We start from the raw sequence: 23,493 nt of genomic DNA on the forward strand, positions 1-23,493 counted from the left end.
AAAATCCGATGGGTATAGCAACTGAAAAAGATTACATGATGGCTTATGCTGTTGATACTATTGAAAAGTATCGAAAGGATGTCAATAGATCACTGGCAGAGAGAAAAGATTATATTGCTGATAGTTTTACTTCTAAGGATAATAGTTATTACTTAGAGACAGTAGACTACATTCTTAATCAATCGGCAAAAGACGGTATAAAATCTTATGATTCCACAACCGACAGTATAACAGACTTTCAGTATACAAACGATACCATAACATTTACATTGAATTATACAACGACAACAAATTATACTGATGGTAGACCAAGTACTACTGACTCATTTACAAGATATTATACGTTAAAATATGTTGATGGCGTTTTTCTAATTGAAAAGTTCTAGGATCTGAGTATAGCGATTTCTTACAAGCCACATAAAAAATCTTCTTACTTAATTGTAGGAAGATTTTTTTAGCCTTAATATTTGTTCAAAATTTGTTCAAAAACAATTATTTTCATACACCCGACTATATGGAAAAACCTTGATTTAACGCCATTTATGTTTTATATTTTTACTTATTTTAACGCAAAATTGACTGCAATCGGCATAAATAAAAACGTAAAGGGAACCGAGAAGAGAAATTGACGATTGAATAATAGTCTTCGTCAAACTGTCTTCTGTTTTTTTTATCATAAGATACAAAACTTGAAATCAGACGTTTTGAACATCATATTAAATTTAGTTAGGCTAACTTTGGGATTCAATGTTGTAACAGAAAACGTAGCTATTTTCATAAGACTAGGGCTCTATTTCTGGAGTGTCTCAATGATATTGCTAATGAATTTGGAATGAGACTTACCGACAGTAAGTTGAGCTAGTTGGAACCAATGTGAAGCATGAAGTTGTAAGAAAATCTTGAGGTGCTTTGATAATAGCATCGGTAGACAATCACACTTATCTCAGTTAATAGACAAAGGTTGTGCCCTACTTATGATTGATTCTAAGGACGAAGTGCTCTCCTCAAAGTTCAGAACTCCTTTTTTTAGAAGGAATAGGTAAGAAAGACTTGTCTTGGATGAGGAGTTCTGCTATAATAGTAAGGTATGTGGTGCTAGCACATCCAAACATATTCTACGTAGGAGGAAAACACGAAATGGCTAAAGTATGTTATTTTACAGGTCGTAAGACTATGTCAGCTAACAACCGTTCACACGCGATGAACAAAACAAAACGTACTGCAAAACCAAATCTTCAAAAAGTTACTGTTCTTATTGACGGTAAACCTAAAAAAGTTTGGGCTTCAGCTCGTGCCCTTAAATCAGGTAAAGTTGAGCGCGTTTAATAAATGAAGAGACTGGATATCAAAGTCCGGTCTTTTTTATTGATGAGTGAAACGGTATCCTTTTTACAAAGTGTTGTGATTGTGGTAGAATGAAGTGATAAAAACTTGAGAGGTAGTCAACTATGACTGTAAAAATCAATACAAAAGATGGTCAAATTGAACTCCTAGACGATGTTATTGCGACAGTCGTTGGAGGTTCGGCAACTGAGATTTTTGGTGTTGTCGGTATGGCCAGTAAAAGTGCTATAAAAGATAATTTTCAAGCTTTGCTTCGTAAAGAAAACTATTCAAAAGGAGTGGTTGTCAAATCTACGGAAGCAGGTATTTCTGTGGATGTTTATACTGTGATGAGCTATGGTGTCAAGATCAGTGAGGTTTCTAAAAATATTCAAGAACGAGTTAAGTTTAATTTAGAAAATCAGCTAGGGATCTCGGCTGAGACAGTGAATGTTTATGTTCAAAATATTAAGGTTGTAGGAGAAGAGTAGTGTCAAATATTACAACAAGTTTATTCCAAGAGATGGTTCAAGCAGCAGCCACGAGACTTGGTAAACAAACTGAGTATGTTAATTCCCTAAACGTCTTCCCTGTTCCAGATGGTGATACAGGTACCAATATGGGAATGACAATGGATAATGGTGCAAAAGAAGTTGCAGACAAACCTGCAACGACTGTCGGACAGGTCGGTCAAATCTTATCTAAGGGACTTTTGATGGGAGCTCGCGGTAATTCTGGTGTCATTACGTCACAACTCTTTAGAGGTTTTGGGCAAAGCATCAAAGAATTGGATGAACTAGATGGTCAAGCTTTGGCCAATGCCTTCCAATCAGGTGTTGAAGTTGCCTATAAAGCGGTCATGAAACCGGTAGAAGGTACAATTCTTACAGTCTCTCGTGGCGCTGCAACAGCAGCACTCAAAAAAGCTGAAACCTCCAATGATGCGACAGAAGTTATGCGTGCTGCTTTGGAAGGAGCAAAGGCTGCTCTTGCTAAAACACCGGACTTATTACCTGTTCTTAAAGAAGTTGGTGTTGTAGATTCGGGTGGTCAAGGTTTGGTATATATATATGAAGGCTTTTTATCTGCTTTGACAGGTGAGTATTTGGCTTCAGATGACTTCCAAGCAACTCCTGCTACTATGACTGAAATGATTAATGCAGAGCATCATAAGTCAGTTGCTGGACATGTAGCTACAGAAGACATTACCTTTGGCTACTGTACTGAAATCATGGTAGCCCTAGGTAAAGGTCCGACTTATGTCAAAGAGTTTAACTATGAAGAGTTCCAGGGCTATTTGAGTGGCTTGGGAGATTCCTTGTTAGTGGTCAACGATGATGAAATCGTGAAAGTCCATGTTCATACAGAAGATCCTGGTCTGGTAATGCAAGAAGGACTCAAATATGGTTCTTTAGTTAAGGTTAAAGTTGATAATATGCGTAATCAGCACGACGAGGTGCTTGAAAAAACAGCTGCTCCAACGGTTCCTGAAACATCTAAAGAAGAAAAAGAATTTGGCTTAATTGCAGTTGTTGCCGGTGAAGGATTGGCAGAGATTTTCAAAGCTCAAGGTGTTGATCACGTGATTTCTGGTGGCCAGACAATGAATCCTTCTACTGAGGATATTGTCAAAGCCATTGAGCAAGTGAATGCCAAGAATGTCATTATTTTACCAAATAATAAAAATATTTTTATGGCAGCACAGTCAGCGGCGGATGTCGTGGATATTCCAGCAGCGGTTGTTGAGACACGTACAGTTCCTCAAGGGTTGACGAGCTTGTTAGCTTTTGATCCGTCAAAAACTTTGAAAGATAACACAGTAGCCATGTCGGCGAGTCTTTCAGATGTTGTCAGCGGAAGCGTGACTTTAGCCGTTCGAGATACGACCATTGATGGACTTGAAATTCATGAAAATGATGTTTTGGGGATGGTCGATGGTAAGATTTTAGTATCGACGCCAGATATGGAAGTTGCCCTTCTGTCAACTTTTGAAAAGATGTTAGATGAAGATAGCGAGATTGTGACTATCTATATTGGTGAAGATGGTGATCAAGCGTTAGCGGATACTATTGCTGAGAAACTTGAGGAAACTCATGAGGATGTCGAAGTCGAAATTCATCAAGGTGACCAGCCAGTTTATCCATACCTTATGAGTGTTGAGTAACGAAGTATTACCTAATCTTAACAAAAAGGGAGAATCTTATCGGTTCTCTCTTTTATTGTTTCATTTTTGAAAGACTGGTAAATAAATATTTTTTCCCCTATCATTTTTAAAAAGAACATCTGATAAGTCTTTTGAGATCAAAAGACTGTAGAACTTATCTCTCTCGTTCTTTCAAGTATTGTAATATAGTTAAGCAGAGTTGCGTTTCCACGTTTAATAAATACTTGAGACGATAAAGTAATGATTGACACTATTTTCACAATTGGTATAATGACAGTATGAATTTGTTTTTAGGAGGTTTTTATAATGGCTTTAGCACTAGTATTTAATCTGATTCTTCTTATTGTTATTGTTACCATTATAGTGAGTACATTATATGTGGTTCGACAGCAGTCGGTTGCTATCATTGAACGCTTTGGGAAATACCAAAAAATTGCGACTAGCGGTATTCATGTGAGGCTCCCTTTTGGAATTGATAAGATTGCCGCGCGTGTGCAACTACGCTTATTGCAGAGTGATATCGTTGTTGAGACAAAGACTAAAGATAATGTTTTTGTTACCTTAAACGTTGCCACGCAATATCGTGTGAATGAACAAAATGTGATTGATGCTTATTATAAATTAATGAAGCCAGAAGCACAAATTAAGTCATATATCGAAGACGCTCTGCGTTCATCAGTACCAAAATTAACTTTAGATGAGTTATTTGAGAAAAAAGATGAAATTGCCTTGGAAGTACAACATCAAGTGGCAGAGGAAATGTCAACCTACGGATATATCATTGTCAAAACTTTGATCACTAAGGTGGAACCGGACGCTGAAGTTAAGCAATCCATGAATGAAATTAATGCTGCCCAACGTAAACGCGTGGCTGCTCAGGAGTTAGCTGAAGCTGATAAAATCAAGATCGTGACAGCCGCATCGGCAGAAGCAGAAAAGGATCGCTTGCATGGTGTTGGTATTGCTCAACAACGTAAGGCGATTGTGGATGGGTTGGCAGAATCTATCCAAGAATTAAAAGATGCCAATATTAGTTTGAGTGAAGAAGAAATTATGTCTATTCTTTTAACGAACCAATACCTTGATACTTTAAATACATTTGCATCAAGTGGCAATCAGACCATTTTCTTACCGAATACACCAAACGGTGTTGATGATATCAGAACTCAAATATTGTCTGCTTTGAAAGCTACTAAGAATAAGTAGAAATGCTATTAGTCTCGCGAAGATTGAATAAGTGGTCGTTTAGGGCTTTTCTTTAATTTCTGGCTTTCTAGATACCATTTTTAACAGAACTGCTGAGAATATGTTGTCAAAATGTAGCTTATCTACGTTCAAAGACTGAAAATGCTTAAGGCTTTTCAGTCTTTTTTGATGGGGAATCGTTTCACTAGTAAAGTAGTTTTGCTACTACTGCAAATTTTTGAGTAGTATCATGTCATAACAAAAAGCTCTTAGAAGCGACAAATGTAGTCGCTTCTAAGAGCTTCGATACTGCTTTTAAGAAGGGTTTATCTCTCACGTAAAGGTAAGCCATTTTTTGATCATTTATTTTAAGAAACGTTTTAAGAATTCCTTGGTTCGCTCTTCTTGTGGGTTTTCAAAAATTTGTTGAGGGGTTCCCTCTTCAGCGATGATACCTTTGTCCATAAAGATGACGCGGTCAGAAACTTCCTTAGCAAATTCCATCTCGTGGGTAACGATAATCATGGTTAATCCTGATTTGGCTAGGTCTTGCATGGTTCTAAGAACCTCTCCGACCATCTCTGGGTCAAGAGCAGATGTTGGTTCATCAAAGAGGATGGCTTCTGGGTCAACTGAGAGGGCACGAGCGATGGCGACACGCTGTTTTTGCCCACCTGATAATTGACTAGGGCGTGCTTTCCAGTAACGTTCTCCCATGCCAACTTTTTCAAGGTTAGTTTTAGCGATGGTCTCAGCTTCGGTGCGGTTGCGTTTGAGAACGGTTGTTTGTGCTACAATAGCATTTTCAAGAACGTTCAGATTTTCAAATAAATTAAAGGATTGAAAGACCATACCAAGTTTTTCACGGTAGGTTGTAAGATCGTATCCTTTTTTAAGGACATTTTCGCCGTGATAAAGGATATGACCTTCAGTTGGTTCTTCAAGGAGATTGATTGAGCGTAGAAAAGTAGATTTTCCTGATCCTGATGATCCGATAATCGAAATGACTTCGCCCTTATTGATACTTAGAGAAATATCTTTTAATACTTCATTATGACCAAAGGATTTTTTAAGATGTCTGATTTCTAAAATGGGATTAGTCATGAGAGACCTCCTCGATTTGCATTTGGTTGGCACCTGTTGTATAGGTATCGACATCCATTCGTCTTTCGATGAAACGGAGGATACGTGTCACAGTGAAGGTTAATACGAAGTAGATGACAGCTATCACTGTGAAGGTTTGGAAATATTGATAAGTTTGTGTAGCGACAGTATTACCTGAGAAGTAAAGCTCAACTACAGAGATAACGTTGAGGACAGAGGTGTCCTTGATATTAATAACAAACTCATTACCAGTTGCAGGCAAGATATTGCGGACAACCTGAGGCAATACAATTTTACGCATGGTTTGGTTATGATTAAAACCAAGGGCTGTAGCTGCCTCAAACTGTCCCTTATCAACAGCAAAGATACCACCGCGAACAATCTCACTCATGTAGGCACCTGTATTGATAGAGACGATGAAAATAGCTGCTAGGGTACGGTCAAGTGAAACTCCGAAAGCTTGGGCAGTACCGTAGTAGATAACCATGGCTTGTACAATCATTGGCGTACCACGGAAAACTTCAATATAGACATTTAGTAACCAACCAAAGAGTTTTTGGAGGATAGCTAATGCTTTATTGCTAGCTTTAGGAGCCGTACGATAAACACCAATTAGAAGTCCAATAATAGTCCCGATAATGGTCCCCAGAATTGAAATTAAGAGAGTAATGCCAGTTCCTCGAAGAAGTTGTTTCCAGTTGTTTTTGACAATGTCAGCAACTTGAGCAAAGAAACTTTTTGGCGCTTGTGCATCCGATGTTTCAGAGGGTTGTTCAGCAATCATACGATCCATGAGTTGGATACGTTCTTCTTCAGAGATTGTTGCTAAAACTTGATTGACCTGTACGATGCGATCGTCCCCTTTGCGCATACCGACAGCGGTAGCAGCATTGGACTCCTCGACTTCGAAACCTGGCTTAGGAACGAGCATTTTGAAGTTGCTATTGGCTTCCTCGGCAGTTAGGGCTTCTGGACGTTCAGAAATGTAAGCATCGATAACCCCTGATGATAGGGCTTGGCGCATTTGAGAGAAATCTCCCATCGGTGTTTGAGGATCAGCTCCCTCTAGTGCAGGAAGTAAATCAACGTGCCAAACACCTTGCTGGGCTGTTACTTTTGCCCCTTTGAAATCGTTGAGTGTTTTAGCATTAGCGTACTTACCATCTTTAGAAACAACGATAACAGGTTCGCTAGTGTAATAGCTATCAGAGAAGGCGATTTCTTTTTTACGCTCTTCTGTAGGGCTCATCCCAGCAGCAATCATGTCAATTTTACCTGAAGTAAGAGCTGGAACGAGTCCTTCCCACTTGGTTTTAACGACTAGGAGTTTTTTCCCCATCTTGTCGGCAATTTTTTGCGCCACTTGGACGTCGTAACCATTGGCGTATTGATTGGTTCCCTCGATAGGGGCAGCACCATTTGAGTCATCTTCTTGTGTCCAGTTAAAAGGAGCATAGGCAGCCTCCATGCCGACACGTAGGTATTCATCTGCTTGTGCTTGAGTAGCTCCTGTAAATAAGAGGAGCAGCGTTGCAAAGCAAACTAAAAAGATCTTTTTCATAAAAGACTCCTATTTTTTTATTTGTATCTACCTATTTTACAAGAAAGAAGACCCTATTTCAATATGAAAGTGCTTTAGATTCGGAATAAATATGCAAAGATGTGATTAAGAAATAGAATGGTTTACTCTATTTTTTCCAAGTTTTGATATAATGATAAGGAAATTATCCTAAAAGGAGTTATCATGTTATTTATTGAATTACTAAAAGCTATTTTTTATGGTATTGTAGAAGGGTTAACGGAATGGTTACCTGTTTCAAGTACGGGGCACTTGATTCTCGTTCAAGAATTCATTACATTTAATCAGTCTAAAGACTTTATTGACATGTTTAATATCGTTATCCAATTGGGTGCGATTCTAGCTGTTATTGTAATCTATTTTGAAAGATTGAATCCTTTTCAACCCGGAAAAACAGCTAAACAGGTACAGAGTACTTGGCAGTTATGGTTGAAAGTTGCAATTGCCTGTATCCCATCTGTAGCGGTGGCACTACCTTTTGACGACTGGTTTGAAGCGCATTTTAATAAAATGGTGCCCGTGGCAATGGCACTTATTGTTTACGGGATTGCCTTTATTGTTATTGAACGTCGCAATCACGGGCTCACTCCTAAGGTGACAGATCTTTCTGCCATGACCTACCAAACGGCTCTCTTTATTGGTTTGTTTCAGGTTTTGGCCATTGTGCCTGGAACCAGTCGATCAGGGGCGACGATTCTAGGTGCCATTATTTTAGGAATGAGTCGATCTGTAGCAGCTGATTTTACCTTTTTCTTAGCAATTCCTACCATGTTTGGGTATAGTGGACTCAAAGCGGTTAAATTTTTCCTAGACGGCAACGTTTTGAATTGGTCGCAAGTTCTGATTTTACTTGTCGCTAGTGTTACTGCCTTTCTAGTGAGTTTGTATGCGATTAAATTTTTAACAGACTATGTTAAGAAACATGATTTCACTGTATTTGGGAAATATCGGATTGTTTTGGGCTTGGTTCTCATTGCTTATGTCCTTGTACGCACCATACTGTAAGGTGTGCTGTTGCTAGGGACTAGTTATGCCACATATTAAATGAAGAATTTGGAACAGCTTTTGTTTCGAATTCTTTTTGTGTCTGGAGGAAAATTGAAAAGAGTGCTTATTTTTAGTATAATAGATAGCAATACACGTATGAGGTATCTTAAATGGAAATGAAACAAATTAGCGAAACGACGCTAAAAATTACAATTAGTATGGAAGACTTAGAAGAACGGGGAATGGAGTTGAAAGATTTCTTGATTCCACAAGAAAAAACGGAAGAATTTTTTTATACCGTTATGGATGAGTTGGATTTGCCCGATAATTTTAAAAACAGTGGCATGCTCAGTTTCAGGGTGACGCCCAAAAAGGATCGCTTAGATGTTTTTGTGACAAAGTCTGAGATTGATAAAGACCTTAATTTTGAAGATTTGGCGGATCTTGGCGATGTTTCGCAAATGTCACCGGAAGAATTTTTTAAGACATTGGAAAAGTCGATGTTGGAGAAAGGGGATGTAGATGCCCATAAAAAACTAAAACAAATGGAAGATATGGTTGAGTCAGCAATGACAGATGCTATGGCAGCATCTGAACAAACCTCTGATCCCGTATCCGAAGAGGACGATGCTTTGGATACACCGGAGTATACTCACTATGTTCTGATATTTTCAACAGTTAAAGAGGCTGTTAGATTTTCAAAAGCGATTGATTTTGAGGTTGAAGCTTCTGAATTGTATAAACTTTTTGGGCAGTATTATATGACAGTATTAGTTGGTCTCGAGGACAAACCTGCTTATTATGCTGACTTGATTCATTCAAGATTGTTAGAATATAGTCGCGAAGGTTTAAAAACACGTGCTTACCTCCAAGAACATGGTGTTCGTTTATTGGAAGGGACTGCTATCCAAATATTAGAGGGTGTTAGGGTGAACTAATGTTACCATTTACATTGGAATTTGTTCTAGCCCTTATTGGCGCCTTTTTGTTATCCTTAATTTTAACACCATTGGTCCGTTTTATATCGTTTCGTGTAGGTGCTGTTGATGAGCCTAATGCAAGGCGGATTAATAAGGTAACCATGCCTAGTGCGGGTGGATTGGCTATTTTTTTAGCTTTTTTGATCATTGCTTTATTCGTCTTGCCGAGACTCACAGTCAGTGTAAAGAGCGAGATCCCTTACTTTGACTATATTTTCCCCGTTCTTGCTGGTGCAACAGTTGTCACTCTAACGGGTTATTTTGATGATATTTTCGAAATATCACCTAAAACGAAAATGTTAGGTATTGTTGTCGGAGCGCTTATTATTTGGGTTTTTACAGATTTTCATTTTGATAGTTTCAAGATTCCTTTTGGGGGCCCTATGCTGTCTTTTGGACCGATAGTGACTTTTATCTTGACACTACTTTGGATCATTTCCATCACCAATGCGATTAATTTAATTGATGGTTTAGATGGTTTAGTGACAGGTGTCTCCATGATTTCTTTAGGAACAATGGGGCTTGTCTCCTATTTCTTCTTGCCACAAGTTGATTTGTTTTTGACCATGACAATCTTCCTGTTAATCGCGGCGATCTTAGGTTTCTTTCCTTACAATTATCATCCTGCGATCATATATGGTGGGGATACCGGTGCCCTTTTTCTTGGTTTTATGGTAGGAGTCTTGTCCTTACAAGGATTGAAAAATGCAACGGCCGTAGCGGTTGTGACTCCTGTAATTATTTTAGGGGTTCCTATTGTTGACACCGCGGTGGCTATCGTACGTCGCAAACTATCGGGTCGAAAGATCACAGATGCTGATAAGATGCATCTCCATCATCGTTTATTAGCGATGGGTTTTACCCATCGTGGGGCTGTTCTTGTGGTCTATGGGATTGCCATTATTTTTTCTTTGATTGCACTCTTATTGAATATTTCAAGTAGATTAGGTGGTATTTTATTGATAACAGGTCTCCTATTTGCCTTAGAAGTTCTGATTGAAAGTTTGGAAATATGGGGAGAACATCGCACGCCCTTGTTTAACGTGCTTAAATTCATTGGTAATAGTGATTATCGACAAACAACTCTGAAAGAGTGGCAGGATAAAAAGAAAAAATAAATCTCGAAGAAAGCCCTTTATTGGCTTTTTTTGTTACAATAAAATGGATTGAAAATGATGTTTAGTTTTCTTAGCTGAGCATTAAAAGTATACAAAAAGGAGCAACCATGTCTGTACTTGAAATTAAAAACCTTCATGTGTCTATCGAAGATAAGGAAATCTTAAAAGGGCTCAATTTGACCTTAAAAACAGGAGAAATTGCTGCAATTATGGGGCCCAACGGAACGGGGAAATCGACCCTATCAGCTGCTATTATGGGAAACCCCAATTATGACGTTACAGAGGGTGAAGTCCTCTTTGATGGCCAAAATATTTTGGATCTTGAAGTGGACGAGCGTGCCCAGCTAGGCTTATTTTTAGCTATGCAGTATCCATCTGAAATTCCAGGAATCACCAATGCAGAGTTTATCCGTGCGGCTATGAATGCTGGTAAAGAAGATGAGAATAAAATTTCTGTCCGTGATTTTATCACTAAATTGGATCAAAAGATGGAGCTTCTGGGAATGAAAGAGGAAATGGCAGAGCGTTACCTCAACGAAGGCTTCTCAGGTGGCGAGAAAAAGCGTAATGAGATTTTACAACTGCTCATGCTTGAACCTAAATTTGCTCTTCTTGATGAGATTGACTCTGGTCTTGATATTGATGCCCTAAAAGTTGTTTCAAAAGGTGTCAATGAAATGCGTGGCGAAGGCTTTGGTGCTATGATTATCACGCACTATCAACGCCTTCTTAACTACATTACGCCAGATATTGTTCATGTCATGATGGACGGCCGTATTGTGCTTTCAGGTGGACCTGAGTTGGCAGAACGTTTGGAAAAAGAAGGATATGTCAAAGTTGCAGACGAGCTAGGTATCGAGTACCACGAAGAGTTAGATTAAGGAGTTCTTATGAGTAAACAAGCGATTCTAAACTTTTCTCAAGCAAAAGCAGAGCCTATTTGGTTACAAGAACGTCGCCTAGCTGCCTTTGATAAAATCGAAACCTTACCTTTACCTTCCATTGAAAGGGTGCGATTTCATCGTTGGAATTTGGGTGATGCCACTATTTCAGAAAATGATGCTACGGCTAATATTCCTGATTTTACAGCCTTAGGGAACAATCCTAAACTAGTTCAAGTAGGGACGCAAACGCTTCTTGAACAACTTCCGGCAGATTTGATTAAACAAGGTTTAGTCTTTACAGATTTGCAGTCGGCTTTGGAGGAGATTCCTCAAGTTGTGGAAAAATATTTTGGATCGGCTTTGGCTTATGACGAAGATAAATTGTCAGCTTACAACTATGCCTATTTTAATAGTGCTGCTGTTCTCTATGTTCCCGATAATATGGAAATTGAGAAGCCTCTAGAAGGAATTTATCTCCAGGATAGTGACAGTGACGTACCCTTTAACAAGCATGTGCTAATCATCGCAGGTAAGAATACCAAATTTAGTTACATTGAACGCTTTGAAAGTATCGGAGAATACTCGGAAAAGGCAAGTGCCAATATTTCTGTCGAAATTATCGCAGGTAGTGGTAGCCAAATCTCCTATTCGGCTATTGATAGACTTGGTGAAAACGTTACCGCCTATATCAGTCGTCGTGTTAAACATGACCATAATAGTTCGGTTGATTGGGCTATGGGGGTTATGAATGAAGGAATGGTTATTGGTGATTTTGATTCAGATCTTTATGGTGAGGGAAGTCATGCCAATCTTAAGGTTATTGCAGTCTCGTCAGGACGTCAAATTCAAGGGATCGATACACGTGTGACCAACTACGGCAAGTATTCTGTTGGTCATATCCTGCAACATGGTGTTATTTTAGAACGTGGCACGTTGACTTTTAATGGCATTGGCCATATTGTCAAAGGGGCTAAAGGCGCTGATGCTCAACAAGAAAGTCGCGTCTTGATGTTGTCTGATAAGGCACGCTCAGATGCTAATCCTATTCTTTTGATTGATGAAAATGAGGTATCAGCTGGTCATGCGGCATCAATTGGTCAAGTAGATGCCGAAGATATGTATTATCTCATGAGTAGAGGTATCGATAAAGAAACGGCTGAGCGTTTAGTAATTCGTGGTTTCCTAGGGGCAGTGATTACAGAGATTCCAAGTAAAGAGGTACGCCGAGACCTAATTGTCGTCTTAGATAAAAAACTGGATAAAAGTTAGTCTATAACCCGAAGTGAAGAATATCGTTTTTGAAGAGATAGAAGCGCCTAGCGCGCAAGGAGGAAATATTTTGATAGATTTTAATGGCCTACGTCAGGATTTTCCGATATTAAATCAACGCGTTAATGATGAATCCTTGGTCTATCTAGATAGTGCAGCGACAAGCCAAAAACCTCAAGTGGTTATTGATCGTCTGTCTCATTACTATCAATGGGATAATGCCAATGTTCACAGAGGAGTTCACACCTTAGCAGAAAGAGCTACTCGCAAGTATGAGGCAAGTCGTCAACGAGTTGCTGACTTCATTGGTGCGAAATCGTCCAAGGAAGTTTTATTTACGCGGGGGACTACGACAGCTTTAAATTGGGTGGCACAATTTGCGAAAACAGTTTTACAACCTGGTGATAACGTCATTATCTCTATTATGGAGCATCATTCCAATATCATACCTTGGCAAGAAGCTTGTCGGCAAACGGGGGCGGAGTTACGCTACATCTATCTCAAAGATGATGCGCTTGATTTAGCGGACTTGAAGAATAAACTGACAGAACAGACGAAATTTGTCAGTTTGACTCATGTGTCTAACGTATTGGGCTGTGTCAATCCCATAAAAGACATCGCAGCCTTGGCTCATCAATTTGGGGCTTATGTCGTCGTCGACGGTGCTCAATCTGTTCCGCATCTAGCGGTTGATGTTCAAGACATCAATTGTGATTTTCTAGCTTTTTCTGGTCATAAGATGTTAGGGCCAACAGGTATTGGTGTTCTATATGGTAAAGAAGCTATTTTAGAAAAAATGCCTCCGATAGAATTTGGTGGTGAAATGATTGATTTTGTAGGGGAGCAAGAAGCCAGTTGGAAAGCTTTGCCGTGGAAGTTTGAAGCCGGAACTCCCAATATTTCAGGAGCGATAGGCTTAGCGCAAGCAATAAGCTATCTCGAGCATTTGGGTATGTCTGCTATTCAAAAGCATGAGCAAGAACTGGTAGATTATCTTTTGCCACAATTAAAAGCTATTGACGGCTTAGAACTCTATGGTCCAAATAACAGCCAGGGACGTGTAGCTGTATTTTCCTTTAATCTCAAAGGCTTACACCCACATGATGTGGCGACGGCCTTAGATTACCAAGGGATTGCAGTCAGAGCAGGCCATCACTGTGCGCAACCCTTGCTTCATTACCTGGGCATTGAATCAGCGGTAAGAGCTAGTTTATATTGTTACAACACTAAGGAAGATTGCGATAAGTTGATTCAAGCGATTAGAGCAACAAAGGAGTTTTTTAATGGGACTTTCTAAACTACAGAATCTTTATATGGCTGTTGTAACAGAACATTCAAAAGCACCTCACCATTATGGTAAGGTTGAGGGGGAAACTATTTCCCTACACAATCCGACCTGCGGAGATGTGATTTTCCTATCGCTGAAATACGATCAGGACGTCATCAGTGACATTGCTTTTGAAGGACATGGCTGTAGTATTTCAGTGGCATCGTCGAGTATGATGACAGATCTTGTCTTGCATAAGACGAAGCAAGAGGCGTTAGAGCTTGCTCATATTTTTTCAGAAATGGTTCAAGGACAACAAGATGATCGTCAAAAAGCATTAGGAGATGCCGCTTTTTTAGCCGGGGTATCCAAATTTCCTCAACGGATTAAGTGTGCTACCTTATCTTGGAATGCCTTAACAGAAGTCCTATCTGAAGAATAGGGTGAATCCGTCATAAAGTGTTAGGCTTAAGAGTAAAACAAAAGAGAAGATTGGTATTTTTATGTCAGAAAAAAATGAAACCGTACAACCCAAACCGATTGACTTAGGTGACTATAAATTTGGCTTTCACGATGATGTGGAACCTATCTTGTCAACGGGGAAAGGTCTTAGTGAAGCAGTGGTAAGAGCATTATCTGCCGCCAAAGGTGAACCAGAATGGATGTTAGAATTCCGTCTCAAATCACTGGAAACTTTCAATAACATGCCAATGCAAGATTGGGGACCTGATTTATCAGATATTGATTTTGATGATATTATTTATTATCAAAAACCATCAGATAAGCCGGCCCGTTCTTGGGATGATGTGCCTGAAAAAATCAAAGAAACTTTTGATCGAATTGGTATTCCTGAGGCAGAACGTGCTTATCTCGCAGGAGCTGCAGCGCAGTATGAATCTGAGGTCGTTTATCATAATATGAAAGAAGAGTTTGAAAAGTTGGGTATCATCTTTACGGATACTGATTCTGCTTTGAAAGAGTACCCTGATCTTTTCAAACAGTATTTTGCTAAACTCGTTCCACCGACTGATAATAAATTGGCTGCTTTAAATTCAGCAGTATGGTCAGGAGGTACTTTTATCTATGTTCCTAAAGGGGTCAAATGTGACATTCCTCTTCAAACCTATTTCCGTATCAATAACGAAAATACTGGACAATTTGAACGTACGTTGATTATCGTTGATGAAGGGGCTAGCGTACATTACGTTGAAGGTTGTACAGCACCGACCTATTCGTCAAATAGCCTTCATGCCGCGATTGTTGAAATCTTTTCTCTTGAAGGCGCCTATATGCGTTATACAACTATTCAAAATTGGTCTGATAATGTTTATAACTTAGTGACAAAACGTGCCAAAGCCCTTAAGAACGCAACAGTTGAATGGATTGATGGTAACCTTGGTGCTAAGACCACCATGAAATACCCATCCGTATACTTGGATGGAGAAGGTGCGCGTGGGACTATGTTATCCATTGCCTTTGCCAATAAAGGTCAACACCAGGACACAGGTGCTAAAATGATTCACAATGCTCCTCATACCTCATCCTCGATTGTTTCCAAATCCATTGCTAAAGGTGGGGGAGCCGTTAATTATCGTGGACAGGTTACTTTCAATAAAAAATCTAAAAAGTCTGTCAGCCATATTGAGTGTGACACGATTTTGATGGATGATTTATCTAAATCAGATACGATTCCATTTAATGAAATTCATAATTCTCAAGTGGCTCTAGAACATGAAGCTAAAGTTTCAAAGATTTCAGAAGAACAACTCTTTTATTTAATGAGCCGAGGCTTATCTGAAAGTGAAGCGACGGAAATGATTGTCATGGGATTTGTCGAACCTTTCACTAAAGAGCTTCCAATGGAATACGCCGTCGAATTGAACCGATTGATTTCTTATGAAATGGAAGGATCTGTTGGCTAGAGTAGAAAAATATCCTCAATAGATAAAAGTTGAGGAGTGCTCTAAGATATTTAGTTATGATAATTTCACATCTAAATACAATCTGGGAGAGTCTTGCAGGTCAGCGAATCTTATTATCTTTCAGAAAAACTTATTCTAATGGATTGTAAACAAGAAGTTGAGCAGGGCTCTCCTTCTTTTAGTTTGGAGCGATTGATACAGAAATGGTTGATTAGATATTAGAAAGTAAACGCGTCACTTGACAGTAGTTCTCTAGAAAACTATAATAGCTTTCATGTTTACACCATTTTAATGACAAGTTACTAAGCGAGTACCCTTCAATCAGCCCTGAATAATAGAGTTAAGCGTCAAGTGTAGCTTATCTTTTACAAAATGATAAGGTGACATCGTTTTGGCAGAGGAGGCTTTGTTGGAGGTGAGGGGCTGTGGCTTGTTCTAAGTTCCTTCTTCTTGAATATGGAAAGAGGGTTGACTACAATCTGTAATGTCGCTATGCTGTAGAACCCAAGCATAGATGAGCTTTAAAATGTGTGTTAAATAGTGGGAGACTGCTGTTATCTAGTAGGAAAGCTTAAACGGTTGTGTCACCATAATGTTGCAAGTTCTGAAAAGAAGGAGTGTTGGTATAGGGTATCAAACCACTATCTTCTACTTTTCTTATGGTTTTTATATCTTGATGTTAAGGAGAAAAATGATGTATAAAAAAGCAATTTTGCGCTATAAGTGGCATGCTTTAACGTCGGTTGTTTTCACTTCAATAGTTGTTTTGACAACTTTATTACAACCTAGTTATTTAAAAGATGTGCTGACAGCTGTGCTTTTAAATGACCAGGATGAGATTTTTCGAGTCGGAAAAATTCTTTTGATTATCGCAGGAATCGGTCTCTTGGCTGGGCTTGCCAATACTGTCAATGCTGCCAAAATTGCGCAGGGAGTTTCTGCGGATGTGCGTGAGGATACCTTCCGCAAAATTCAAAGTTTCTCCTATGCCAATATTGAGGAGTTCAATGCGGGGAACTTGGTCGTCCGTATGACTAACGATGTGACGCAAATTCAAAACTTGACCATGATGCTCTTCACTATCTTAATGCGGGTTCCCTTGCTTTTTATCGGAGCTTTTATCATGGCCGTTCGTACTTTGCCAGAACTCTGGTGGATGATTATCGTTATGGTTGTATTAATTGTCGCTATTATGGCAGTTGTGATGGGCCAAATGGGACCTCGTTTTGGTAAATTTCAAACCCTAATGGAAAAAATGAACAGTATTGCCAAGGAAAATTTGCGTGGTATCCGCGTGGTCAAATCTTTTGTGCAGGAAAAAACTCAGTACAACAAGTTTAAAGAAGTCTCCAACGAATTGCTGGATTTGAATCTCTTTATCGGCTACGGCTTCTCAATTTTGCAACCCTTGATGATGTTTATTTCTTACATGGCGATTTTTGTATCGCTTTACTTGGTTACTGGAATGGTCAAGTCAGATGTCGAAGTGGTGGGGAGTTTTACCTCTTTCATGAGTTACCTCATGCAAATCATGTTTGCTATCGTTATGACTAGCTTTATGGGTATGCAAGCCTCTCGTGCAGCCATTTCTATCAAGCGTATCAGCGAAATTTTGGATACGGAGCCGGCCATGGCCTTTGAAGATGTTGCCGATGAAGAACTCGACGGCCGGATTGTCTTTGACAATGTTAGCTTTACCTATCCAAACGATACAGAGGCTACCCTAAAACAGATTTCATTTGAGATTGAGCCTGGTCAAATGGTCGGAGTGGTTGGAGCGACAGGGGCAGGGAAATCGACTCTGGCGCAGCTGATTCCGCGCTTGTTTGACCCACAGGAAGGGACAGTTTCAATTGGCGGTCGCGATTTGAAGGAGGTCAATCAAAATACCCTTCGCAACACAGTCTCTATCGTCTTGCAGAAGGCTATTCTCTTCTCAGGAACTATCGCAGATAACCTACGTCAAGGAGCGTCTGGGGCGGATTTGACACGTCTGGAGTGGGCCGCAGGTATTGCTCAAGCCAAGGAATTTATCGACCGTTTGAATGATACTTATGAAAGCCAAGTCGAAGAGCGGGGTAATAACTTTTCTGGTGGTCAGAAACAGCGGATGTCTATTGCACGTGGGGTTATCGGTGATCCTAAAGTCTTGGTGTTGGACGATTCGACCTCGGCCTTGGATGCAAAGTCTGAGAAATTGGTGCAAGAGGCTTTGAACAATGACCTAAAAGATACAACGACGGTCATCGTTGCTCAGAAGATTTCATCCGTGGTCAAAGCAGATAAGATTTTGGTACTCGATGAAGGACGCTTGATTGGACAAGGTACCCATGCAGAGTTGGTAGCGACCAATGACGTCTACCGCGAAATTTATGAAACACAGAAAGGAAGAGAAGATTAAAATGAAAACATTACGTTTCTTTTGGTTCTATTTTAAACGCTATAAACTATCCTTTACTGTGATTTTTGTGGCCATTGTGACAGCGACCTATTTGCAGGTGAAAACGCCTGTCCTCTTGGGAGATGCCATTGCTGAGATGGGGAAAGTTGGTCAATCTTACATGGTAGCCAAGCAGATGGGACAGACTAGCTTTAAACCAGATTTAGCGGATTTCAATAGCGTCATGCTCAAATTGTTCCTAGCTTACGCTTCTACGGTCATTGCCAATTTGATTTACAGCTTGCTATTTACGCGAATCATTGCTAATTCAACCAGTAGGATGCGCAAGGGGCTCTTTGGTAAGCTGGAACGGTTGACCATCGCCTTTTTTGACCGTCATAAGGATGGGGACATTCTATCGCGTTTCACTTCGGATTTGGATAATATTCAAAACACCTTTAATCAATCCATGACCCAGGTCGTAACCAACGTCGCCCTCTATATCGGGATGATTTGGATGATGTTCCGTCAAGATGTGCGCTTGGCATTGGTTACGATCGCGTCGACACCAGTTGCTTTGATTGCCTTAGTGATTATTATTCATCTAGCACGCAAGTACACCAATCTCCAGCAAGCAGCTGTTTCTAAGCTCAATGCCTACATGGATGAGAAAATCTCTGGTCAGAAAGCCATCATTGTCCAAGGCGTACAGGAAGAAACGATTGACGGCTTTTTGGAGCTCAATGAGGAAGTGCGTCGGACAACCTTCAAGGGACGCCTCTTCGGCGGAATTCTCTTCCCATTTATGAACGGTATGAGCTTAGTCAACACCGCTATCGTTATCTTCGCTGGTTCGTCTATCGTTCTCAATGACAAATCCTTAGACACAGCAGTTGCATTAGGTCTGGTCGTAACCTTTGTTCAATATTCACAACAATATTATCAGCCCATGATGCAAATTGCCTCTAGCTGGGCAGAATTGCAGCTGGCCTTTACTGGCGCCCACCGCGTACAGGAAATGTTTGATGAGCCAGAGGAAGTTCGTCCACAAAATGCGCCATTGTTCACGGAATTGAAAGAAGGCGTGGAAATCAAGAATATCGACTTTGGTTATTTACCGGGTCAAAAAGTCTTAAATAATGTGTCTATTTCAGCTCCGAAAGGCAAGATGGTGGCCGTCGCTGGTCCGACTGGCTCTGGTAAGACGACCATCATGAATTTAATCAACCGTTTCTATGACGTGGATGCGGGCAGCGTGGCATTTGATGGTCGCGATATTCGCGACTATGACTTGGATAGCTTGCGTGACAAGGTCGGTATCGTCTTGCAGGAATCCGTTCTCTTTTCAGGTACCATTGCGGACAATATTCGCTTTGGTGACGAGACTATTTCACAGGAAATGGTAGAAACGGCTGCGCGTGCAACTCATATCCATGACTTTATCATGAGCTTGCCAGACGGCTATGAAACCTATGTGACCGATGATGAAAATGTCTTTTCAACTGGTCAGAAACAGCTGATCTCGATTGCGCGTACTCTCTTGACGGATCCGCAAGTTCTCATCTTGGACGAGGCAACGTCAAACGTTGATACGGTAACAGAGGCAAAAATCCAGAAGGCTATGGAAGCTATTATCGCTGGACGAACTAGTTTTGTCATTGCCCACCGCCTCAAAACCATCCTCAATGCAGATGAAATCATTGTCCTCAAAGATGGTCAGGTCATCGAGCAGGGCAACCATCATGAGCTCTTGAAGCTCAATGGCTTCTATGCTGAACTCTACCACAACCAGTTTGTTTTTGAATAACCTGTAGGTTTGCTCGGAAACACGCACTCAAAAAAGAAAACGGATAAGCCATCTCCCTGTTGTTGGGAAAGGTAGCTTATCCGTTTTGATGTTCAGTTCTTGTTTAGTTTTTGCTGGTTTAGAATAGTCTGTATGTATCTCTTAATTAGGTTGTTGATAGCTTTCCGTCTTATTAGGCTACTTGGTGATTCATCTTTATTATCAAAAAAAGAAAAGAAGTGGATGTACTGACAGGAGGAGATAAAGAAGTTATAAGGTTTCAGAAGTGAGATTTTGCACAGGGATTATTTCTATCAAAGTGACGACAGTAGTCTCACCTCTCCAGCTTAGTTGAAGGCAATATTGTTTTGTAGATTTGGAAAAGTCTGTTAACAGGAAACGTGTTAAAGTTCAGTGTTAACAAAATCAACGAAATGATTCCACCAAACTTTTAAGAAAAAGCTACGTTCGACATCCTGGGATGCCTGTGCTGAAACGCTTGGTTCGCTGTTTAAGTAGCCATCACCTACCAGGTGATTATCTTCATAAGTAAAGGTACCGATCTTATCTTTCTTTTGAATCGGTGCAGTCAGTTCGTTCTTATTAGCTTTAAAACGCACGGCTGATTTCTCAGCAATAGGACGAATGACCGTTAACTTCTTACTTGCGACCGCCTTGACAGATGTCTCTTTGCCATCAGAAACAGTGACTTTGCTCTTTGTGGTTCCCTTTCCTTTTTTCAAGATATCCACTTTTTCATAATTAGCCGTCACGTAATTGAGGATTTCGTTAGTTGCAATAAAGCGAGCTAAAACGTCCTCCTCACCTTTGTCAGCATTCAGCACAACCGTGATGATCCGCATGCCATTTTCTGTTGAAGTTGCTACAAAGGAGGCACCAGCTTTTACAGTTGTTCCTGTTTTTAAACCATCTACACTTGCTCTGTAGAAAGGCATACCCTCTAGCATATAATTATAGGTTGTCATGAGGGTGTCCCCAAAGCTAGCGCTAGTCTGCTGGCTGACTTTTACTAATTCTGGATATTCTTCGATAATATGGCGAGTGATGATAGCAACATCTTGGGCACTCATCATATTTTCCTCATCTTTTTTGGAGCCAGGATAGATATTATCTCCCAAGGTAGCGTTATTTAACCCAGAGGCATTGACCAGCTTAGCGTCTGTGATTCCCCATTCCTTTAGCTGCTTAGTCATCATATCGACAAACTTTGGTTCGCTACCGCCGATATGCTCTGCAAGGGCAATAGCTGCACTATTGGCACTAGCAATCATTGCAGCATCGACTAGTTGCTTGACAGTATATTTACGATCTTCCATTGGAACATTACTAGCGTCTGGGTTGACTGTTAGCTGGTAGGGATAATCGGAGATATCCACTTTGGTATCCCAAGTGAGATTACCTTGGTCAATTTCTTTATAGACCATGTAGACGGTTAAAATTTTGGTGATCGAGGCAATCGCATCAGGTTTTTTAGCGTCCTTCGCATACAGTATTTTACCTGTGTCAGCTTCTACAGCAATAGCATGTTCTGCCTTGGCCTCAAATTCTTCGGCAGCTTGCACATGGTTAGATGATAAGGCTAAAAGCACTACTAGTCCTAGTATTCCTTTTTTTAACAATTTAGTCTTTACACTCCTGAAATATTAGATGTTTTCTATCTTCTAAACATTATAACATAACCAAAAAGCAAAAAATTCTGAAAATTTTTTTATATAGCGCTTTCCATTTTTTTAAAAGTTATGGTATAATTTTCTTTATAAAAAATGCTTCGTATAGGAGGACATCATATGTCAATGTTTTCGAAACGTAATTGGAAGCGTGTTGGTCTAGGAGCGGTAGCTCTAACCTCAACAGCTGTATTAGTTGCATGTAGTGGAGGTGGCTCATCTTCATCTTCTTCAGATAAGAATGTCATTAATTGGTCAATTCCAACTGAAATCAACACCTTAGACTTATCAAAAAATACTGATAGTTACTCAAACATTGCGATCGGTAACTCAGGAAGTAACTTGCTTCGCTTAGATGGTAAAGGTGGTACAGAACCAGATCTTGCTGAAAAAGTTGATGTTTCTGAAGACGGTTTGACTTATACTGCAACCTTACGTGATGGTTTAAAATGGTCGGATGGTAGTGATTTGACTGCTGAAGATTTTGTTTATTCTTGGCAACGTATGGTTGATCCTGCGACAGCATCAGAATATGCTTACCTTGCAGTGGAATCTCACTTGGAAAATGCTGAGAAGATCAACTCAGGTGAAGAAAAAGATTTCAGTAAACTTGGTGTTAAAGCAGATGGCAACAAAGTTATTTTCACATTGACAAGTCCAACGCCACAGTTTATGGAGTATCTTGCTTTCACAAACTTCATGCCACAGAAAAAAGAATTTGTTGAAAAAACTGGTAAAGATTACGGAACAAACTCTGACTCAGCCCTTTATTCAGGACCATACAAAGTTGAAGGCTGGAATGGCTCAAACAACAAATTCAAGTTGGTTAAAAACGAGGAGTATTGGGATGCTGATAACGTCAAGACAGATACTGTAAACATTCAAGTTGTCAAAAAACCAGACACAGCTGTTCAAATGTATAAACAAGGTGATTTGGATGCTGCTAATATCTCAAACACAACTGCCATCTACAACGCTAACAAAAACAGCGATGAGCTTGTAACCGTTCCTGAAGCAACAACTGCTTATATGGTTTATAACCAAACAGGTGAAAACAAAGCTTTGGCTAACACTAACATTCGTAAAGCTCTTAACTTGGCAACTGATCGTGAAGGTGTTGTAAAAGCCGCTGTTGATACTGGATCAAAAGCTGCCACAGCCTTGGCACCAACTGGTTTAGCAACTCTTCCGGACGGAACAGACTTGACAGAATACGTTGCTCCAGGTTATTCATATGATGCTGACGAAGCTAAAAAACTCTTTGAAGCAGGTTTGAAAGAAATCGGAGAAGAAAAACTTACTTTGACGATTACTTCTGATGCGGATAGTCCAGCAGCTAAAAATACAGTTGACTACATCAAGTCAACTTGGGAAGAAGCCCTACCAGGTCTTACAGTTGAAGAAAAATTTGTACCATTTAAACAACGTTTGGAAGATACGAAAAATCAAAACTATGACGTAGCTATTGCGCTTTGGGGTGGTGACTATCCAGAAGGTTCAACGTTCTACGGTATGTTCACTTCAGATGCTTCATACAACTATGGTAAATTTACAAGTAAAGAATACGATGATGCTTACAACCAAGCTATCGGAGAAAATGCTTTAGATAAAGAAGCAGCTGCTGATAATTATAAAGCTGCAGAAAAAGCTCTTTACGATAATGCATACTACAATCCTCTATACTTCCGTAGCACAGAGTCATTGCAAAATCCAGATCTTACAGGACTTGTTCGTAATTCAACTGGTTTGAGTACAGACTTTACACATGCTTACAAAAAGTAATTTAGAACACTAGAATGCCTATATAGCAGCAAGAATTGGCAACCCCAATTCTTGCTTTTATTGCAGGAAAAATTT

The 23,493-nt window shown here is 39.9% G+C and carries 19 protein-coding genes; 16 read left to right on the forward strand and 3 right to left on the reverse strand.

Translation table 11 applies throughout. The annotated features are described in order from the left end of the window. The 5 genes from G574_RS11640 to G574_RS0104320 form a co-directional block, all read left to right on the forward strand. The coding region (locus G574_RS11640) for a hypothetical protein (protein ID WP_029691501.1) at positions 1-386 on the forward strand (386 nt) is incomplete at its 5' end. Between the two features lie 751 nt (positions 387-1,137). Beyond that, entirely contained in the window at positions 1,138-1,326 is a 189-nt protein-coding gene (gene rpmB / locus G574_RS0104305) for a 50S ribosomal protein L28 (RefSeq protein WP_017769206.1), read from the forward strand. A 122-nt stretch (positions 1,327-1,448) separates the two neighbouring features. After that, positions 1,449-1,814, forward strand: coding sequence for an Asp23/Gls24 family envelope stress response protein (locus G574_RS0104310; protein ID WP_017769205.1), 366 nt, complete (start codon positions 1,449-1,451; stop codon positions 1,812-1,814). Further along, a complete protein-coding gene (locus tag G574_RS0104315) occupies positions 1,814-3,487 on the forward strand; it encodes a DAK2 domain-containing protein (RefSeq protein WP_029691119.1) in 1,674 nt (557 codons plus the stop codon). The genes G574_RS0104310 and G574_RS0104315 overlap by 1 nt, the downstream gene beginning before the upstream one ends. A 306-nt stretch (positions 3,488-3,793) precedes the next feature. After that, positions 3,794-4,693, forward strand: coding sequence for an SPFH domain-containing protein (locus tag G574_RS0104320; RefSeq protein WP_029691120.1), 900 nt, complete (start codon positions 3,794-3,796; stop codon positions 4,691-4,693). A gap of 342 nt (positions 4,694-5,035) precedes the next feature. On the opposite strand, the gene G574_RS0104325 is transcribed toward G574_RS0104320, so the two are convergent. Together G574_RS0104325 and G574_RS0104330 are read right to left on the reverse strand one after the other, a co-directional pair. Continuing rightward, on the reverse strand, positions 5,036-5,776 hold the full coding sequence (locus G574_RS0104325) for an amino acid ABC transporter ATP-binding protein (RefSeq protein ID WP_029691121.1): 741 nt from the start codon (positions 5,774-5,776) through the stop codon (positions 5,036-5,038). Then, positions 5,769-7,337, reverse strand: a complete 1,569-nt coding sequence (locus G574_RS0104330) for an ABC transporter substrate-binding protein/permease (RefSeq protein ID WP_029691122.1) — start codon at positions 7,335-7,337, stop codon at positions 5,769-5,771. Before G574_RS0104330 ends, G574_RS0104325 begins: the two co-directional genes overlap by 8 nt. A gap of 183 nt (positions 7,338-7,520) precedes the next feature. Here G574_RS0104330 and G574_RS0104335 point away from each other — a divergent pair, with 183 nt between their 5' ends. From G574_RS0104335 to G574_RS0104380, 10 genes are all read left to right on the forward strand, one after another. Next, the gene (locus G574_RS0104335) at positions 7,521-8,360 is read left to right on the forward strand and encodes an undecaprenyl-diphosphate phosphatase (protein ID WP_029691123.1); all 840 of its coding nucleotides are present in this window, start codon (positions 7,521-7,523) and stop codon (positions 8,358-8,360) included. A 152-nt stretch (positions 8,361-8,512) separates the two neighbouring features. Then, complete coding sequence (gene mecA / locus G574_RS0104340) at positions 8,513-9,280, forward strand: adaptor protein MecA (RefSeq protein ID WP_029691124.1); 768 nt, start codon at positions 8,513-8,515, stop codon at positions 9,278-9,280. Beyond that, a complete protein-coding gene (locus tag G574_RS0104345; RefSeq protein WP_029691125.1) occupies positions 9,280-10,440 on the forward strand; it encodes a glycosyltransferase family 4 protein in 1,161 nt (386 codons plus the stop codon). The genes mecA and G574_RS0104345 overlap by 1 nt, the downstream gene beginning before the upstream one ends. Before the next feature lie 107 nt (positions 10,441-10,547). Continuing rightward, the gene (gene sufC, locus G574_RS0104350) at positions 10,548-11,321 is read left to right on the forward strand and encodes a Fe-S cluster assembly ATPase SufC (RefSeq protein WP_029691126.1); all 774 of its coding nucleotides are present in this window, start codon (positions 10,548-10,550) and stop codon (positions 11,319-11,321) included. A gap of 9 nt (positions 11,322-11,330) precedes the next feature. Then, positions 11,331-12,593: a Fe-S cluster assembly protein SufD gene (sufD, locus tag G574_RS0104355; protein ID WP_029691127.1), complete on the forward strand. Its 1,263-nt coding sequence runs from the start codon at positions 11,331-11,333 to the stop codon at positions 12,591-12,593. A gap of 70 nt (positions 12,594-12,663) precedes the next feature. After that, positions 12,664-13,890, forward strand: coding sequence for a cysteine desulfurase (locus G574_RS0104360; protein ID WP_029691128.1), 1,227 nt, complete (start codon positions 12,664-12,666; stop codon positions 13,888-13,890). Then, positions 13,877-14,302 carry a Fe-S cluster assembly sulfur transfer protein SufU gene (gene sufU / locus G574_RS0104365; RefSeq protein WP_029691129.1) on the forward strand — a complete coding sequence of 142 codons (426 nt, stop codon included), beginning with the start codon at positions 13,877-13,879 and terminating at the stop codon, positions 14,300-14,302. Before G574_RS0104360 ends, sufU begins: the two co-directional genes overlap by 14 nt. Positions 14,303-14,363: 61 nt before the next feature. Then, complete coding sequence (gene sufB, locus G574_RS0104370; RefSeq protein ID WP_029691130.1) at positions 14,364-15,782, forward strand: Fe-S cluster assembly protein SufB; 1,419 nt, start codon at positions 14,364-14,366, stop codon at positions 15,780-15,782. A 694-nt stretch (positions 15,783-16,476) separates the two neighbouring features. Then, positions 16,477-18,183 carry an ABC transporter ATP-binding protein gene (locus G574_RS0104375; protein ID WP_029691131.1) on the forward strand — a complete coding sequence of 569 codons (1,707 nt, stop codon included), beginning with the start codon at positions 16,477-16,479 and terminating at the stop codon, positions 18,181-18,183. Position 18,184: 1 nt separating this feature from the next. Further along, the gene (locus G574_RS0104380; RefSeq protein WP_029691132.1) at positions 18,185-19,969 is read left to right on the forward strand and encodes an ABC transporter ATP-binding protein; all 1,785 of its coding nucleotides are present in this window, start codon (positions 18,185-18,187) and stop codon (positions 19,967-19,969) included. 383 nt (positions 19,970-20,352) lie between these two features. Here G574_RS0104380 and pbp3 read toward each other — a convergent pair whose 3' ends face one another. Further along, positions 20,353-21,588 (reverse strand): D-alanyl-D-alanine carboxypeptidase PBP3, encoded by a 1,236-nt coding sequence (gene pbp3 / locus G574_RS0104385; RefSeq protein ID WP_051130535.1) that lies wholly within the window; start codon positions 21,586-21,588, stop codon positions 20,353-20,355. Between the two features lie 168 nt (positions 21,589-21,756). Between pbp3 and G574_RS0104390 the strand changes: the two genes are divergently transcribed. After that, positions 21,757-23,418, forward strand: a complete 1,662-nt coding sequence (locus G574_RS0104390; RefSeq protein WP_029691134.1) for a peptide ABC transporter substrate-binding protein — start codon at positions 21,757-21,759, stop codon at positions 23,416-23,418. The last annotated feature ends 75 nt before the right edge of the window (positions 23,419-23,493 follow it).

The sequence above is a fragment of the Streptococcus hyovaginalis DSM 12219 genome, assembly GCF_000420785.1.
Classification (GTDB): Bacteria; Bacillota; Bacilli; order Lactobacillales; family Streptococcaceae; genus Streptococcus; species Streptococcus hyovaginalis.